The sequence below is a fragment of the Aneurinibacillus sp. Ricciae_BoGa-3 genome (assembly GCF_028421645.1).
GTDB lineage: Bacteria > Bacillota > Bacilli > Aneurinibacillales > Aneurinibacillaceae > Aneurinibacillus_B.
Map to the genome: position 1 here is coordinate 2,192,219 of NZ_CP116887.1, position 16,009 is coordinate 2,208,227.

Sequence of the window (16,009 nt, forward strand, 5' to 3'; positions counted from 1 at the left end):
TTATAAGCCGCTTCGGCATGCTGTTGATTTTAATCGCATTAATGATTTTCATGTCCGTTTTGTCTTCGAACTTTTTAACCTCTGATAACTTGCTTAACATTGTCAGGCAAATGTCAGTAGTGGGGATCGTAGCCATGGGTGTTACCATGGTCATCATCACCACAGGGATCGATCTTTCGTCTGGCTCAGTTATCGCGCTCGTGTCTGTGTCTGTGGCAACTTTTGCCCATCCAGGAAGCTATCCTCTGATTCTAACCATTGTCATCGGTCTTGGTATTGGCCTCCTCGTGGGTGTGGTCAACGGAACGATTATAGCAAAAGGAAACATTGCCCCGTTTATCGTTACCTTGGGTACGATGACAGCGGCAAGAGGCGCGGCGATGCTATTAACCGATGGGAGACCGGTTGGGGATTTATCCGATTCCTTTCAGTTTATTGGCCAAGGGGATTTGCTCGGTATTCCGGTTCCTGTCATCATTTTTGGCCTGGTTGGGGTCATTTCTTATATCCTTCTCAACAAAACCAAATTTGGCAAACGTGTGTACGCGATAGGCGGAAATGAACAAGCAGCAGTCATTGCAGGTATTAACGTAGACAAATTCAAGATATTAATTTATGGATTTGCCGGCCTATTATCCGCTGTTGGCGGTATCATTCTAACCTCCCGAATTGCATCCGGTCAGCCAACAGCAGGGCTAATGTATGAGATGGATGCGATTACAGCGGCGGTTATTGGCGGAACGAGTCTTTCTGGAGGGATTGGCACGATTGGCGGTACCATTATCGGCGCTCTCATCATTGGGGTAATGAATAATGGGTTGGATCAGCTAAATGTATCCTCATACTGGCAGCAAATTTTAAAAGGGGCCATTATCACGGTAGCTGTCCTCATCGATTCCAGAAAAAATAGAAGAAAATAGAGGTGTGAGAATTCCAATGATTTCTATGAACCGTCCGCATCGAGGCATGTAAAAAGTCCGTTGTGTTGTCGACCCCCTGGAGAACTATTAAACTCATTTGGTAAAGCGGTTGCCCATTTTCTTTATTTCAGATCTGCCACTCTTTAAGTTTATTGGATTCAATCAAAGTACGGGAGAGGGAAACGAATAGATTTCTGAATAGAAGTAAAGACAGAAGCAAACGTAGAACGCTATTCTCTTTATAGATTAGCGTTCTGCGTTTTGTTGTTAGCATGAGATTTTACTGATGTTATTAAAAAGTTCAATAAATTTAAACTAAGTTATATTTTTAGGCATTTTGCTATTGCAATCTAAATTATCTGAGTTTAAAATAGAAAATAAGTTGAGAAAGCGCTTGTGCAAATGCTTGCGTAACTTAGGAGGTATACATGAACAAATTGCTCCGAAAACCAGAAAAAAACGAAATTTCACCAGGAGTTACGGTTGTCCAGGAAGTATTAGCAGAAAATTCTCCGTTGGAGTATGTTGGCTTTAAAATAGTGGATATCGCACTGGAATCCGTATATTCAGAATCGTTAGGGAAGAAAGAATGTTGCATTGTTGCCCTAACAGGAAAAATAAATGTCTCAGATGGCAAAGAAACTTTCAAAAACCTCGGCACTCGTCAAAGCGTCTTCGAGAAGATACCTACAGACAGTGTATATGTATCCAATGACCGCAAGTATGAAATAGAGGGCGTGACCCAGGCCCGCGTGGCCCTATGCTATTCGCCTTCTGATAGACAACTGCCTACAAAACTGATTAAAGCGTCAGAGATTGGCATCGAACACAGAGGCATACTCAACAATAAACGTTTGGTGCACAATATTTTGCCTGATTCGGATCCATCAGCCAATAGTCTGCTGGTTGTCGAAGTTTTCACTGAAAGCGGCAATTGGTCCAGTTATCCACCGCATAAGCATGATCGGGATAACTTGCCAGACGAATCCTTCTTAGAAGAATCTTACTATCATGAAATGAATCCACAACAAGGATTTGTCTTCCAACGAGTCTACACGGATGATCGTTCCATCGATCAAACCATGACCGTTGAAAACGGCGATGTCGTGATGGTGCCGGCAGGATATCATCCAGTTGGTGTTCCAGATGGTTATACGTCCTATTACTTAAATGTCATGGCAGGCCCCAAACGCATTTGGAAATTCTACAATGATCCGGATCACGAATGGATAGTCAGTCGTTAACAGAAAAACCAAGGAGTTGTTACTGGAATGAAATGTGAATTTGATGTTGAGAGAGAATATGATGTGATTGCGATTGGCCGTGCATGCATCGATTTAAATGCAACAGAATACAATCGTCCAATGGAAGAAACGATGACCTTTACAAAATATGTGGGAGGTTCTCCTGCAAATATTGCAATTGGCAGCTCTAGATTAGGCTTGAGGGCCGGATTTATCGGCAAAATCTCAGATGACCAGCATGGGCGTTTTATCGAGCAGTATATGCGCGGCGTCGGAATTGATACATCAAATCTAGTAGTAGACAAAGAAGGACATAAAACAGGTTTGACTTTCACAGAGATTAAGAGCCCGGAAGATTGCAGTATTTTAATGTACCGCCAGGATGTAGCAGACCTCTATCTCGCGCCTTCAGAGGTTGAGGAAGATTACATAAAAAAATCAAGAACACTGTTGGTTTCCGGCACAGCCCTATCAAAAAGCCCGTCTCGTGAAGCGGTGTTAAAAGCAGTCAGCCTGGCTAAGAAGAACGAGGTTACAGTGATTTTTGAATTGGATTACCGCCCTTATTCCTGGAACAACGCTGATGAAACAGCTGTTTATTATTCGCTGGTTGCAGAACAGGCGGATATTGTGATTGGTACAAGGGACGAATACGATGTGATGGAAAATATACAAGATGGATCAAACGAAAATACCATTCGCTACTTGTTTAATCATTGTCCGCAACTGATCATCATTAAACATGGTGTACAAGGATCCTATGCCTATACAAAATCAGGAGAAACATTAAAAGGTGAAGCCTATCCGACAAAAGTTTTGAAGACTTTCGGTGCAGGTGATTCGTACGCGTCAGCTTTCTTATATGCGTTAATCCGCGGAAAAGGCATCCAAACCGCTTTAAAATATGGTAGCGCGTCAGCTTCTATTGTTGTGAGCAAACATAGTTCTTCAGAAGCTATGCCATCAGCAGAAGAAATTGAGCAATTTATAGCCGAAAGATCTGGAATGAAACAATTGAGTTAGAGGTGAGAAACTGATGGGAACCATTCGATTGACAACGGCGCAAGCTTTAATCAAGTTTTTGAATCAGCAATATATTTGTATTGACGGCAACGAATCTGCTTTTGTAGAAGGGATATTCACTATATTCGGACATGGAAACGTTTTAGGGATTGGTCAGGCGCTTGAACAGGATCCGGGCCATCTAAACGTTATCCAGGGAAAGAATGAACAAGGGATGGCACACGCGGCCATTGCTTACAGCAAACAAATGCTCCGGCAAAAAATCTATGCCGTAACGACTTCAGTTGGGCCGGGGGCGGCTAATCTCGCAGCGGCAGCAGGTACAGCCCTTTCTAACAATATTCCAGTACTCCTGCTGCCGGCGGATACGTTTTCTACCCGCCAGCCTGATCCGGTTTTGCAGCAGGTGGAACAGGAATACAGCGCAGCGGTTACCACAAACGACGCCCTCAAGCCGGTTTCGAGATATTGGGACCGCATCACACGTCCTGAGCAGTTGATGTCAAGTTTGATTCGTGCATTTGAAGTGATGACGGATCCTGGAAAAGCAGGTCCGGCGACCATCTGCATTTCACAGGATGTTGAAGGGGAAGCCTTTGATTTCGATGAGAAATTTTTTGAAAGACGGGTACACTATCTGGATCGCAAATTGCCGACCCAACGTGAATTATCCGGTGCAGCAGAATTAATTAATGCCAGCAAAAAGCCGCTGATCATCGTCGGCGGAGGTGCAAAATATTCCGAAGCCCGCGATATTTTAGTAACCTTTTCAGAAAACCACAATATTCCGCTGGTGGAGACACAAGCCGGCAAATCAACCGTTGAGGCCACATTTAAAAATAATTTGGGCGGCATGGGAATTACCGGCACACTGGCAGCCAATAAAGCGGCACGCCAGGCCGATCTCATTATTGGCATCGGCACGCGGTACACCGATTTCACCACATCATCCAAAACGGCTTTCGACTTTGATACAACAAAGTTCTTAAACATCAATGTCAGCCGTTTGCAAGCCTATAAATTGGATGCTTTTCAGGTTGTTGCAGATGCAAGGACAACGTTAGAGCAATTGTCTCCATTGTTAGAGGGATACAAGAGTGAATTTGGTGACACGATTACGGAACTAAAAGAAGAATGGCTGGCAGAACGTGAGCGGCTAAGCAATGTGAGATTTAGCCGCGACAACTTCAATCCAGAGATTAAAGGTCAGTTCTCGCAAGTAGTATTGAATGAATATGCGGATGCATTAAAAACGGAATTCGCCCAAACAACAGCCTTGATTACAATTAATGACACGATTGAGCCTGACAGTCTCATCATTGGTTCGGCGGGATCCCTGCCTGGAGATCTGCAGCGGCTGTGGTACCCAACTGTGCCTAACACCTACAATGTTGAATACGGATACTCTTGTATGGGGCATGAAGTTTCAGGAACACTGGGCTTAAAATTAGCCCATCCCGACAGAGAAGTTTACGCCATGGTAGGTGATGGCAGTTTTCTGATGATGCACTCAGAATTCATTACAGCCATTCAATATAATCAAAAGATAAACATTCTTTTATTTGATAATTCGGGATTTGGCTGTATTAATAATCTGCAAATGGAACATGGCAGCGGCAGCTATTTCTGTGAATTTAGAACACATAACAATGGCATCCTCAACATTGACTATGCAAAAGTGGCGGAAGGATACGGAGCAAAAGCATATCGCGCGAATACGGCCGAAGAACTGAAAACGGCCCTTGAAGATGCCAGGAAACAGCGTGTATCCACTTTAATAGAAATGAAAGTGCTTCCAAAGACAATGACAGGTGGCTATGAAGCCTGGTGGCATGTGGGTGTTGCTGAAGTTTCCGAACAAGAGAGTGTGCAAAAAGCATTTGAGGCCAAACAACAGAGATTAACGTATGCAAAACATTATTAAAAGTAGGGGACAGATCATGAGAGATCAAACGATTGTTTGGGGAATTGCCCCCATCGGCTGGCGCAATGACGATTTGCCCGAAATCGGTGCGGATAATACTTTGCAGCACCTGTTAAGCGATATTGTCGTGGCAGGTTTTCAAGGGACTGAAGTTGGCGGTTTTTTTCCGGAACCCAAAATATTAAACAAAGAACTCAAACTTCGAAACTTGAAAATAGCAGGCCAGTGGTTCAGCAGTTATATCATTCGAGATGGCATTCAAGAGACAACGCAGAAATTTCACAAACATTGCCAGTATTTGCATGAAGTCAATGCCAATGTAGCTGTGGTATGTGAACAAACTTACAGTGTGCAGAGTACACAGAAAAACGTGTTTGCAGAAAAGCCTTGCTTCACTGATGCCGAATGGGAAAAGTTGTGCAGTGGACTAAATGAACTGGGAAAAGTTGCGGAGCAATATGGCCTTAAATTAGTCTATCATCATCATATGGGGACAGGTGTCCAAACAATGGCCGAAATTGACCGGCTGATGGAAAACACTGATCCAAACGATGTCCATTTACTTTATGATACAGGCCACATTTACGTATCCGATGGCGATTATATGACCCTATTAAACAAGCACATCGACCGAATTAAACATGTCCATTTTAAAGATGTCAGAAAAAAAGTGCTTGAGGAATGCAAAAAAGAAGGAAAGTCGTTTGTGCAATCCTTCTTGTGCGGCATGTTTACAGTGCCCGGCGATGGGTGCATTGATTTTACACAACCTTACACAACCCTGCTGGATCATAACTACAAAGGATGGATTGTCATTGAAGCAGAACAGGATCCCTCTGTAGCTCATCCATTAGAATATGCGTTATTGACTAGGAAATATATAGATGAAAAATTGCTTCTTCATTGTTAACAGAAAGGGCGGGAAATAGACATGGCTAAACAGGTAAACCAAAAGTCGTTTTTGCGTACCATCATCTTAGTTTCCACATTTGGTGGGCTTCTCTTCGGCTACGACACTGGTGTGATCAATGGTGCCCTGCCTTATATGTCTAAAGCGGATCAGTTGAATCTCAACTCTATCACCCAGGGGCTTGTAACGAGTTCACTTCTTCTTGGGGCCGCGCTCGGTGCCGTTTTCGGCGGCAGGCTATCGGATTATAGTGGCCGCCGCAAAAACATTCTTCATCTAGCTGTGTTGTTCTTTATTGCCACACTTGGATGCGCCCTCGCGCCAAACGTTACAGTTATGGTTGTTTGCCGTTTCTTGCTGGGGCTTGCAGTGGGAGGCGCATCCGTAACGGTTCCAACCTATTTAGCGGAAATGTCGCCTGCGGAGAGCCGGGGCCGAATGGTGACCCAGAACGAGCTGATGATTGTCACCGGACAATTGTTAGCCTTCATCTTAAACGCGGTAATGGGAAATACAATGGGTGACAGCTCGCATGTTTGGCGATACATGCTCGTTATTGCAGCCCTTCCAGCGGTTTTTCTGTTCTTTGGGATGATAAAAGTGCCGGAGAGTCCACGCTGGCTTGTATCAAAAGGAAAAAATGGAGATGCCCTGAATGTCCTCCGGCAAATACGCGAGGAGAAACGGGCTAAATCGGAATTAAGAGATATTGAGGCAACATTTGTTGAAGAGTCGGAGATTAAGAAAGCAACTCTTAAAGATCTGGCTGTGCCGTGGGTGCGCCGCATCGTATTTCTCGGGATTGGCATTGCCGTCGTACAGCAAATTACCGGCGTCAACTCAATTATGTACTATGGAACGGAAATCCTGAAAGATGCAGGCTTTCAAACAGAAGCCGCGCTTATCGGCAACATCGCTAATGGCCTCATCTCGGTTTTAGCAACTTTCGCCGGCATCTGGCTCCTTGGCAAAGTAGGCCGTCGCCCCATGCTTATGACTGGCCTGATAGGAACTACGACGGCACTTCTGCTCATTGGGATATTCTCACTTATGCTTAAGGGAACTCCCGCGCTTCCATACGTTATGCTTACCCTCACCGTCACATTTCTTGCTTTCCAGCAGGGAGCTATTTCACCGGTAACATGGCTTATGCTCTCGGAAATATTCCCGCTGCGGATGCGAGGCCTCGGGATGGGCGTGACAGTGTTTTGCCTCTGGATCGTAAATTTCTTTATTGGCCTGTTGTTCCCGGTATTGCTCGATAAAGTCGGTTTGTCTACAACATTCTTCGTGTTCGTAGCGCTGGGGCTTTGTGCAATCGCTTTCGTGAAGAAATACCTACCTGAGACTAGCGAATTCACACTAGAGCAGTTAGAACATAACTTTCGTACCCACGATGCAGGAAGTAGCCAGGCCCCTTATTTTAATGAACTGGACGTTAGAGTTAAACAAATTAAAGGATGATCGTACAAACAACCAAATGAGGAGGAAATGAACATGACTTTAAAAATTGGTGTGATAGGAACAGGCGCGATTGGTAGAGAGCATATTAAAAGAATTACAAACACGTTAGCCGGCGGCAAGATTGTCGCTGTAACCGATGTCAATCAGGATGCGGCAAAAACAGCTGTTGAACAATTCGGTTTGGATGCCGTTGTGCATCCAGATGATAAAGCGCTTGTAGCGGATCATAATGTTGATGCTGTACTGGTAACAAGCTGGGGGCCTGCCCATGAACAAAGCGTGCTTGCTGCTATTGAAGCTGGAAAGTATGTATTCTGCGAAAAACCCTTAGCAACAACAGCAGAAGGGTGCATGAGAATTGTTGAGGCAGAAATAAAACAAGGAAAGCGTCTAGTCCAGGTTGGATTTATGCGCCGCTATGATAGTGGATATGTCCAACTGAAACAAGCGATTGACAGTCATTATATCGGTGAACCTCTAATGATCCGTTGCGCACACAGAAATCCAACCGTTGATCAAAACTACACAACAGATATGGCGATTACTGACACGTTGATTCACGAAATTGATGTGCTTCACTGGCTCATTAACGATGATTACAAATCTGTCCAAGTCGTATTTCCGAAGAAAACAATACTTGCATCCGCCCACTTGCAGGATCCGCAAATTGTCATGATGGAAACAAATAGCGGCATTATCATTCATGTAGAAGTATTTGTAAACTGTCAGTACGGTTACGACATTCAATGTGAAGTAATTGGCGAAGAAGGCATTGTCCATCTGCCAGAAGTTGCAAGTATCATCACCCGAAAGGAAGCGAAGCTTGGAACAAATATTCTGATGGATTGGAAACAGCGTTTCATTGATGCTTACGACAAAGAATTGCAGGATTTTATGGATTCGATCAAACAAAAGGGTGAGCCAAATGGTCCGACTGCATGGGATGGCTACATTGCAGCTGTGACAGCAGATGCTTGTGTGAAAGCGCAGCAAACAGGAGAGAAAGAAGCTGTCACATTAGTGGAAAAGCCAAACTTTTATAGAAATGAAAAAGCCCAAATCGTTTAATATTTCCGTTTTAGAAATCTGATAAAAAATTACCCTGTGACGGAGGAATGATGATGAAACTCGCTTTAGACCCAACTATGTATACGAAATTGTCTTTGAAAGAAATGGTTGATAAAACGGCTGAATTAGGCTATGACTATATCGAACTATCGCCCCGTGAGGATTTTTGCCCCTTCTACAAATATCCAAAAGTAGATAAAGCGCAAATCAAAAACCTCAAGACATGGCTAAAAGACGCCGGGGTACAAATTTCATCCCTGCTGCCTCTCTACTACTGGGCAGGTCCGGATGAAGACCGCCGCCAGGCTGCGGTTAGAAACTGGAAGCGTGCCATTGAAGTTGCTGTAGAATTAGATGTTGATTTAATGAACAGTGAATTTAACGGATCAAAATATGATGCGGTTGTGTGCGAGGAAAAATTCATTAAATCCATGGATGAGTTAATCCCGGTTTTCGAAAAAGAAGGGGTGAAATTGAACCTACAAGCACATCCATATGATTTTATCGAGACCAATCAAGGGGCTGTCGATATGATCCGTGCACTTGATCGTTCATGGATCAATCTCGTTTATTCAACAGCGCACACCTTTTATTACGATGATGGAGTCGGCGATATTGCCCCAATGTTTGACTATGCAGGAGACCGCCTGACACATGTGTTATTTGCTGATACATTCAACCATAAAGCTGCCCAGGGACTGCGCTATATTGTCAATCCTCCGGGTGTCGAAGCTACCATTCACCAGCACTTGAATATTGGAGAAGGTGAAGTGGATTTCCATACCATCTTCAGGAAATTAAGAGAGATGGAATTTGATGGTATTGCGACAAATTCCGTATTTGCCTGGATTGATAAAGCGGATGAATCTAGTAAATTCATGCTGCAAAAAATGAAAGATGGACTAGGCATTGAATAAAAAAGAGTGGAGGAGTTACGATGAAACTTTGTTTTAACCAGGCTACGACACTGGAAAACTCCAATCTGGCCAAAGATCTGGAGTTGTGCGACAAACAAGGATACGACTACATTGAAATCCGCACCATGGATAAATTACCTGAGTATTTAAAAGAGAATTCTCTGGATCAACTGGCGGAATTCTTCCGCACACATCATATTAAGCCGCTGGCATTCAACGCTTTAGTGTTTTTCAATAACCGCGACGAGGCCGGATACAAACAAATCATCAACGAATTCAAAGAAATGATGGAAGCAGCAAAGAAGCTGGGCGTCAAATATGTGGTGGCGGTGCCGCTCGTAACGCAGCAGAAAATTTTAAAACAACATATCAAGAGCAGTTGTGTACACGTCCTCAAAGAGCTATCCGATATCGCACAGCCGTATGGAGTAAAAATTGCAGTGGAATTTGTGGGACATCCACAATGCACAGTCAATACATTTGGCCAGGCTTACGATATAGTCGAAACCGTTAATCGGGAGAATGTAGGATTAGTGCTCGATTGTTTTCACTTCCACGCCATGGGATCCGATTTGGAAGATCTAAAAAAAGCGGATGGGTCCAAAATCTTTATTCTGCATATCGACGATACGGAGGATTTTCCCATCGGCTTTCTGACGGATGAAGATCGGGTATGGCCTGGGCTCGGTGCTATTGATTTAGACAGCATTTTGTCGACACTGAAGCAAATCGGATTCTCAGAAGTTGTCTCCGTTGAGTTATTCCGGCCGGAATACTATAAAATGGATGCTGAAGTAGCCATTAAAGTAGCAAAAGAAACAACGGTTAAAGTGGTATCCAAGCATTACGACCTACAGCCAATATAAGTGTAAGATAGATACGCTTTACGAATGGGAGGTGCATGTTAGTGTCTTTAATATCAATGAAAGACATGCTGCTTAAAGCGAAGGAAGGCAATTACGCTGTCGGCCAATACAATATCAATAATCTCGAATCGGCACAGGCTTTTTTGCAAGCCGCTGAAGAAGAGCGTGCACCAGTCATATTGGCTGCTTCTGACAGACTTGTCGATCATTTGGGGGGCTTTAAGACAATTGCTGCAATAGTTAAAGGCCTTCTAGAAGAAATGTCAATAACTGTTCCGGTTGTGCTGCATCTCGATCATGGAATGAGTTTTGAACGCTGTAAAAAGGCTATTGATGCCGGGTTTACATCGGTTATGTTCGACGGATCCCATTATCCCATTGTTAAGAATATTGCTATGACCAAACAGGTTGTTGACTATGCGCATCCAAGACAAGTATCTGTAGAAGCGGAAGTTGGAACAGTCGGAGGCATGGAAGATGGGCTGGTTGGCGGAATAAAATACGCCGACCCCAATGAATGTTTACGGATTGTAAAAGAAGCGGAGATAGATGCTTTGGCGGCTGCCCTTGGTTCAGTTCACGGACCCTATCAGGGGGAACCCAAACTGGGCTTTGATGAGATGAAACGAATTTCTGAATTGACGGATGTACCGCTTGTTCTTCATGGAGGCTCAGGAATACCTGATTATCAAATCCAGAAGGCGATTGAATTTGGGCACGCCAAAATTAATGTCAACACAGAATGCATACAAGCCTGGGCGCAGGCGATTCGGGAAGTTTTGGCGACGGATGAGAAAGTATATGAGCCTCGGGCGATTATAACACCAGGTAAAGAGGCAATCGTAGCCACAGTCAAAAGCAAAATGAGAGAGTTTAAAACAAGCCAAAAAGCATAAGGGAAGAGGGCGTCCCCGTCGTAAACCTGTGGGCGCCCTTTTTTTACAAAACGGCTTTTTAAAAGCTGTTTATTTCTTTACTTCTTGATAGGGAGGTAATTAAGATGAATAAGGTTGGTGTGGTAACCGATATTCTAGGATACATGTCATTTGAGGAAATGCTTGATACATGTGTCGAGTTGGGATTTGAAGCCAGTTGGTGGAAGGAATTTTTTACGGTTGTAAAAATGACTGGGTATGTAGGACCTGTCGTACTTGAAATGGAAGATTTGACTATGGAATCACTTACAGGTGTTAAAAAATCCATGAATGTTCTCAAAGAAGCTTTACCGAGAGATTTCCATAAAACAAGTTGAAATTTTTATTCAATTCCATTGTCGCCCACAATGGAATTATTGAGAATTACCTGCCATCAAAACACCCTTATTGTGTTAGATTAGATAATACAGGAGGCAAATTAATGGGTCTGGATCTAGCAAATAAGCGGATGAAAGTCATTTTTTATTTGGTGGTTACGCTATACTGGTTTTCGATGTATACATATGTTCCGATTCTCTCTCCCTACGTTGAACATTTGGGCGGTTCCTTGTTTATGGTCGGGCTTGTAATAGGAAGCTATGGATTGACACAAATGTTATTGCGGATTCCTTTAGGCATCTGGTCGGATCGATTGGGCCGGCGAAAGGTGTTTATTCTGGCTGGCATTACATGCGCTGCCGTAAGCAGTGTAGGCCTGGCCCTAAGCCCGAATGTCTGGTTGGTGCTTCTCTTCCGTTCATTAGCAGGTTGTGCGGCAGCCAGCTGGGTGTTATTTACAGTTCTTTTTGCCAGCTATTTTAGAGATCATGAAACAGCGAAATCCATGGGCATTATCAGTTTTTACAACAGTATGGGTCAGCTGCTGGCGACTACGTCGGGTGGATTTTTAGTAGAATACCTCGGCTGGGCGGCTCCGTTCTATGTTGGAGCCGCTGGGGGTCTAATCGGTCTTTTTTTCGCAGTGCAGATTAAAGAAAATCCATTGCCCGCAAAGCGAGAAACAATAAAAATAAAAAATTTGCTGCAGGTAGGGGAAAATCGACTGTTGCTGGGTGTGTCCGCTCTCGCCGTTCTTGTGCAAAGTGTTGTATTCACAACGATGTTTGGCTTTATACCCCTGCACGCAGTAGCAATTGGTGTTTCAAAAGCGGATATAAGCATTCTTATGCTCCTTACGATGCTTCCAAACGCTGTAGCTGGATACATTAGCGGGTCCGTGATCGTACATCGTCTTGGGGAGCGGAGAAAGATTATTACTGGATTTGTTGTCGTTACCCTTTGCACAATCAGCATCCCTTTTACGCACCATTTTGTCTCGCTGGTCGCCACGCAAATGCTGAACGGGTTTGGTCAGGGCCTTTTGATGCCGATTTTGATGAGCCTTTCTATCCGGTCGATACCTGCAGAGCAGCGGGCAACCGCTATGGGTTTTTTCCAGTCTATCTATTCACTCGGTATGTTTGGGGGGCCCTTTATAGCAGGCTGGATCGGCAAATGGACTGGCCTAAATGGTGGTTTTTTGTTTGCCGGATTCATCAGCTTGATTGGCTCCATACTTTCCTGGTGGTGCATTCCGAATAGAGTAAAAGACAGAAAGGTGTTATCTAAATGACCGAACAAAGCGATATCGGTTGATTTTTGTGGGACAATTCACATAAACTTAATACGATTAGTTCTCTATCATGCAGTCCCATTCTTACATAAGTGAAAGTTGATGACAAATGAAAATAACTATTTACGAAGTGGCTAAAAAGGCAGGAGTCTCTATCACGACTGTATCCAGGGTGATCAATAACACCGGCCGAATCAGCGAGAAGACAAAGAAAAAGGTTCTGCAAGTTATAGAGGAATTACAATTTCAGCCGAGTTTAGTAGCCTCAGCTTTAAGTGGAAAACGTACGCGTACGATCGGCCTCATTATTCCGGATGTAGCCAATCCTTTTTTTGCTGAAATCGCAAGAAGTGTAGAAGACCAGGGAAGAGATTTGGGCTTTAACATTTTAATGTGTAATACAGATAACAATCCGGATATAGAAGAGGACTACCTTTCATTATTGCAGCAGAAAAGTGTAGATGGGATCATCATCGGAACGACCACCCAGAATTATTCCTTGCTCACGGAATTGCTAGAAAAAAAGTTTCCGATCGCATTTATCGCACAGGATATTCCGGAATTAATGATTGACGTTGTTTCAGTAGACGATTATTTAGGTGGATTTCTTGCCACCAGTCATTTGGCCTCACTGGGACATATACGAATTGCTGCTTTGGCTGGGACTATGACCCGGGCAAGTGAGAAATACCGGTACCAGGCTTATCGCCAGGTGTTAGATAATAATAAATTGGAACATGATGAAAACTTAATTTCATATGCAGATTACACGATAGCGGGCGGAAAAAAAGCAGCATTAAAACTCCTTGATTCTCCAGATAGTCCCACAGCAATATTTGCTTTTAACGATGCGATGGCTATTGGAGTATATCAAGCAGCGAAAGAATTAGGACTTATGATTCCAGAGGATTTATCTGTTATTGGATTTGATAATACGATATTAACTGAAATTGTCGATCCGCCGCTCACCACCATTGCCCAACCTATACATGAAATGGGGCGTCAAGTGATGGATTTGCTGGTACAAGAAATAGAAGGTACCAAAAAGATGAAGCAGCGGATTATATTGCCGCCTGAATTAATTGTTCGTAATTCTACAACCAGATCATCAAGTTCTGGTAATCTAGGGTTAAAATGAGTATGGCAGCAGATACAGCATAAAAAGAGTTGAGTACATCCTTGTCGTGTAAAAGAAATCATCCTGTATGCAATACTAGTTCCTCTCAATTACCAGCTTAACGCCAAGTGAAATTAATTAAATCCCCGTTACTCGCTGGAAGGTGCTTTGAACAGATGGTTTGGCAAACCACTTGCGAACATAATTAAGCTGTACACGTAAAAGAGCAGCCAGATCAGACCTAGAAAAATAAGTGTGAAACCGAATAGGAGTATCTGCAAGAACGTATTTTGGCCGGTAACAATAAACTGCGGAATAAAAGTAAAAAAGAAGATAACAGCTTTTGGATTAAGCAGGTTGGACAAAACACCTTGTAAAAAACAGGACCTTTCCCGGTGTTCCGCAGAATCAGAAAGGGTTTGAGTGGCAGAATTGAGGAATTGATTGTCCCGGCCATGGCGTTATGTTTCTTTGAAAAGAGGGCTGATATCCCCATATACAACAAATAAACAGCTCCAGCGTATTTTACCATTTCAAAAAGAAACACGGATTTAGCAATAATAGCTGTTAGCCCCAAAACTGCCGCAAATGTATGTACGATAAGTCCTGAACAAATCCCCAAAGCATCTATTATTCTTACTCCTCGTTCCATTGAAGAACATGAATCGATTTTAAACGCTTTTGCCAATAAAGATAAAGAAACTGCTGGCACTTTTTGAAACCATTCTATTAAATAGGTTTACTTACTTCGGAAAATTTATTATGATTTAAATATTTAATAGAAAGAAGGAATCATATTGGCACAAAGTTCAAATCAATTACTTCAAAGTAAAAAATCGTTCTTTCGAGCAGATCAGGTAGGCAGCTTATTAAGATCGGAACGAGTGAAAAAGGCTCGTCTGCAACGAGCGGCCGGTGAAATCACAGCGGAACAATTACGGTTGATTGAAAACGAAGAGATCACCCGTATTGTTGAAAAGCAAAAAGAGATCGGGCTGCAGGCCGTCACTGATGGCGAATTTCGCCGGGCATGGTGGCATTTTGACTTTCTTGAAAACCTTGATGGGGTGGAAGGCTATGATAAAGAGAGCGGCATTCAATTTCACCAAACACAAACCAAGTCGCACTCCGTTAGGATCGTTAGCAAATTAGATTTCAAAAATCATCCGATGCTGGAAGATTACAAGTTTTTACATAGCATTGCAGGTGAACATACTGCGAAGATGACCATTCCAAGTCCCAGCATGCTTCATTTCAGAGGCGAAATGAATAAGGCTGTTTATGCCGACAAAGAAGAGTTTTTCTCCGATTTAGCCCGTACATACAAAAAAGCAATCCGGGCATTCTATGATGCCGGCTGCCGCTACCTCCAGCTGGACGATACATCCTGGGCTTATTTTTGCTCGGAAGAAGAAAGAGACCAGATCCGAGCTCGTGGATTGGATCCTGTTTACTTAAGCGCTTTGTATGCAAAAACGATAAATGAAGCGGTTGCAGATCGCCCGGATGATCTAAGAATCACCATGCACATTTGCCGTGGCAATTTCCGTTCAACCTGGATTTCTTCAGGTGGTTATGAACCAGTTGCCGAAACGTTATTTGAGGGTCTCAATATTGACGGGTTCTTCCTGGAGTATGACAGTGATAGGGCTGGCGGTTTTGAACCCCTTCGTTTCGTAAAACGCCCAGATCTGCAGATCGTGCTTGGACTTATCACATCGAAAGTTGGGGAACTAGAAAACCCGGATGATATAAAAAGACGTATTGATGAAGCTTCCCGTTTTGTGGACGTGAACCAATTAAGTCTCAGCCCGCAATGCGGTTTTGCATCAACAGAAGAAGGTAATTTGCTCACAGAAGAACAGCAGTGGGCTAAACTGCGGCATGTAATCGAAATTGCCCAGGATGTTTGGAAGTAATTTTTTTAAATTGTACTCTTATAAGCATCCAGTTCATTGGATGCTTATTCGCGTTATAAGTTTTTCTATTATCGCATTTATTAGAGATGG

The 16,009-nt window shown here is 43.3% G+C and carries 15 protein-coding genes and 1 pseudogene; 14 read left to right on the forward strand and 2 right to left on the reverse strand.

Translation table 11 applies throughout. The features are described from left to right. Nucleotides 1–17: 17 nt before the first annotated feature. The 13 genes from PP175_RS11160 (at nucleotide 18) to PP175_RS11220 (ending at nucleotide 14,021) form a co-directional block, all read left to right on the forward strand. Nucleotides 18–920: an ABC transporter permease gene (locus PP175_RS11160; RefSeq protein ID WP_442870461.1), complete on the forward strand. Its 903-nt coding sequence runs from the start codon at nucleotides 18–20 to the stop codon at nucleotides 918–920. Between the two features lie 428 nt (nucleotides 921–1,348). Next, nucleotides 1,349–2,164, forward strand: a complete 816-nt coding sequence (gene iolB, locus PP175_RS11165; RefSeq protein WP_272442860.1) for a 5-deoxy-glucuronate isomerase — start codon at nucleotides 1,349–1,351, stop codon at nucleotides 2,162–2,164. 27 nt (nucleotides 2,165–2,191) lie between these two features. Continuing rightward, nucleotides 2,192–3,187, forward strand: a complete 996-nt coding sequence (gene iolC / locus PP175_RS11170) for a 5-dehydro-2-deoxygluconokinase (RefSeq protein ID WP_272442861.1) — start codon at nucleotides 2,192–2,194, stop codon at nucleotides 3,185–3,187. 13 nt (nucleotides 3,188–3,200) lie between these two features. Further along, nucleotides 3,201–5,111, forward strand: a complete 1,911-nt coding sequence (iolD, locus tag PP175_RS11175; RefSeq protein ID WP_272442862.1) for a 3D-(3,5/4)-trihydroxycyclohexane-1,2-dione acylhydrolase (decyclizing) — start codon at nucleotides 3,201–3,203, stop codon at nucleotides 5,109–5,111. Between the two features lie 16 nt (nucleotides 5,112–5,127). Continuing rightward, nucleotides 5,128–6,021: a myo-inosose-2 dehydratase gene (gene iolE / locus PP175_RS11180; protein WP_272442863.1), complete on the forward strand. Its 894-nt coding sequence runs from the start codon at nucleotides 5,128–5,130 to the stop codon at nucleotides 6,019–6,021. A gap of 21 nt (nucleotides 6,022–6,042) precedes the next feature. Further along, nucleotides 6,043–7,485, forward strand: coding sequence for a sugar porter family MFS transporter (locus tag PP175_RS11185; protein WP_272442865.1), 1,443 nt, complete (start codon nucleotides 6,043–6,045; stop codon nucleotides 7,483–7,485). Between the two features lie 33 nt (nucleotides 7,486–7,518). Continuing rightward, the gene (locus PP175_RS11190) at nucleotides 7,519–8,553 is read left to right on the forward strand and encodes a bifunctional inositol 2-dehydrogenase/D-chiro-inositol 1-dehydrogenase (protein ID WP_272442866.1); all 1,035 of its coding nucleotides are present in this window, start codon (nucleotides 7,519–7,521) and stop codon (nucleotides 8,551–8,553) included. A gap of 53 nt (nucleotides 8,554–8,606) precedes the next feature. Next, the gene (locus PP175_RS11195) at nucleotides 8,607–9,470 is read left to right on the forward strand and encodes a sugar phosphate isomerase/epimerase family protein (RefSeq protein ID WP_272443244.1); all 864 of its coding nucleotides are present in this window, start codon (nucleotides 8,607–8,609) and stop codon (nucleotides 9,468–9,470) included. A gap of 20 nt (nucleotides 9,471–9,490) precedes the next feature. Then, nucleotides 9,491–10,336, forward strand: coding sequence for a 2-keto-myo-inositol isomerase (gene iolI / locus PP175_RS11200; protein ID WP_272442868.1), 846 nt, complete (start codon nucleotides 9,491–9,493; stop codon nucleotides 10,334–10,336). A gap of 41 nt (nucleotides 10,337–10,377) precedes the next feature. Continuing rightward, nucleotides 10,378–11,232 (forward strand): class II fructose-1,6-bisphosphate aldolase, encoded by an 855-nt coding sequence (fba, locus tag PP175_RS11205; protein WP_272442869.1) that lies wholly within the window; start codon nucleotides 10,378–10,380, stop codon nucleotides 11,230–11,232. Between the two features lie 104 nt (nucleotides 11,233–11,336). After that, nucleotides 11,337–11,588 (forward strand): hypothetical protein, encoded by a 252-nt coding sequence (locus PP175_RS11210; RefSeq protein WP_272442871.1) that lies wholly within the window; start codon nucleotides 11,337–11,339, stop codon nucleotides 11,586–11,588. Nucleotides 11,589–11,692: 104 nt separating this feature from the next. Then, on the forward strand, nucleotides 11,693–12,883 hold the full coding sequence (locus PP175_RS11215; RefSeq protein WP_272442872.1) for an MFS transporter: 1,191 nt from the start codon (nucleotides 11,693–11,695) through the stop codon (nucleotides 12,881–12,883). A gap of 109 nt (nucleotides 12,884–12,992) precedes the next feature. After that, nucleotides 12,993–14,021 carry a LacI family DNA-binding transcriptional regulator gene (locus PP175_RS11220; RefSeq protein ID WP_272442874.1) on the forward strand — a complete coding sequence of 343 codons (1,029 nt, stop codon included), beginning with the start codon at nucleotides 12,993–12,995 and terminating at the stop codon, nucleotides 14,019–14,021. A 128-nt stretch (nucleotides 14,022–14,149) separates the two neighbouring features. On the opposite strand, the gene PP175_RS29895 is transcribed toward PP175_RS11220, so the two are convergent. Both PP175_RS29895 and PP175_RS29900 read right to left on the reverse strand, forming a co-directional pair. Next, nucleotides 14,150–14,365 carry a LysE family transporter gene (locus tag PP175_RS29895; protein ID WP_442870439.1) on the reverse strand — a complete coding sequence of 72 codons (216 nt, stop codon included), beginning with the start codon at nucleotides 14,363–14,365 and terminating at the stop codon, nucleotides 14,150–14,152. Between the two features lie 149 nt (nucleotides 14,366–14,514). Beyond that, nucleotides 14,515–14,652, reverse strand: a pseudogene (locus PP175_RS29900) (LysE family translocator); the annotation flags it as partial. A gap of 145 nt (nucleotides 14,653–14,797) precedes the next feature. Here PP175_RS29900 and PP175_RS11230 point away from each other — a divergent pair. Beyond that, nucleotides 14,798–15,919, forward strand: coding sequence for a 5-methyltetrahydropteroyltriglutamate--homocysteine S-methyltransferase (locus PP175_RS11230; protein WP_272442876.1), 1,122 nt, complete (start codon nucleotides 14,798–14,800; stop codon nucleotides 15,917–15,919). Nucleotides 15,920–16,009: the final 90 nt, after the last annotated feature.

What these genes read in the sequence shown, in the direction of transcription:
- PP175_RS11160 (WP_442870461.1), top strand. Translation starts at nt 18, where the DNA reads ATGCTGTTGATTTTAATCGCATTAATGATTTTCATGTCCGTTTTGTCT.
- iolB (WP_272442860.1), top strand. Translation starts at nt 1,349, where the DNA reads ATGAACAAATTGCTCCGAAAACCAGAAAAAAACGAAATTTCACCAGGA.
- iolC (WP_272442861.1), top strand. Translation starts at nt 2,192, where the DNA reads ATGAAATGTGAATTTGATGTTGAGAGAGAATATGATGTGATTGCGATT.
- iolD (WP_272442862.1), top strand. Translation starts at nt 3,201, where the DNA reads ATGGGAACCATTCGATTGACAACGGCGCAAGCTTTAATCAAGTTTTTG.
- iolE (WP_272442863.1), top strand. Translation starts at nt 5,128, where the DNA reads ATGAGAGATCAAACGATTGTTTGGGGAATTGCCCCCATCGGCTGGCGC.
- PP175_RS11185 (WP_272442865.1), top strand. Translation starts at nt 6,043, where the DNA reads ATGGCTAAACAGGTAAACCAAAAGTCGTTTTTGCGTACCATCATCTTA.
- PP175_RS11190 (WP_272442866.1), top strand. Translation starts at nt 7,519, where the DNA reads ATGACTTTAAAAATTGGTGTGATAGGAACAGGCGCGATTGGTAGAGAG.
- PP175_RS11195 (WP_272443244.1), top strand. Translation starts at nt 8,607, where the DNA reads ATGAAACTCGCTTTAGACCCAACTATGTATACGAAATTGTCTTTGAAA.
- iolI (WP_272442868.1), top strand. Translation starts at nt 9,491, where the DNA reads ATGAAACTTTGTTTTAACCAGGCTACGACACTGGAAAACTCCAATCTG.
- PP175_RS11210 (WP_272442871.1), top strand. Translation starts at nt 11,337, where the DNA reads ATGAATAAGGTTGGTGTGGTAACCGATATTCTAGGATACATGTCATTT.
- PP175_RS11215 (WP_272442872.1), top strand. Translation starts at nt 11,693, where the DNA reads ATGGGTCTGGATCTAGCAAATAAGCGGATGAAAGTCATTTTTTATTTG.
- PP175_RS11220 (WP_272442874.1), top strand. Translation starts at nt 12,993, where the DNA reads ATGAAAATAACTATTTACGAAGTGGCTAAAAAGGCAGGAGTCTCTATC.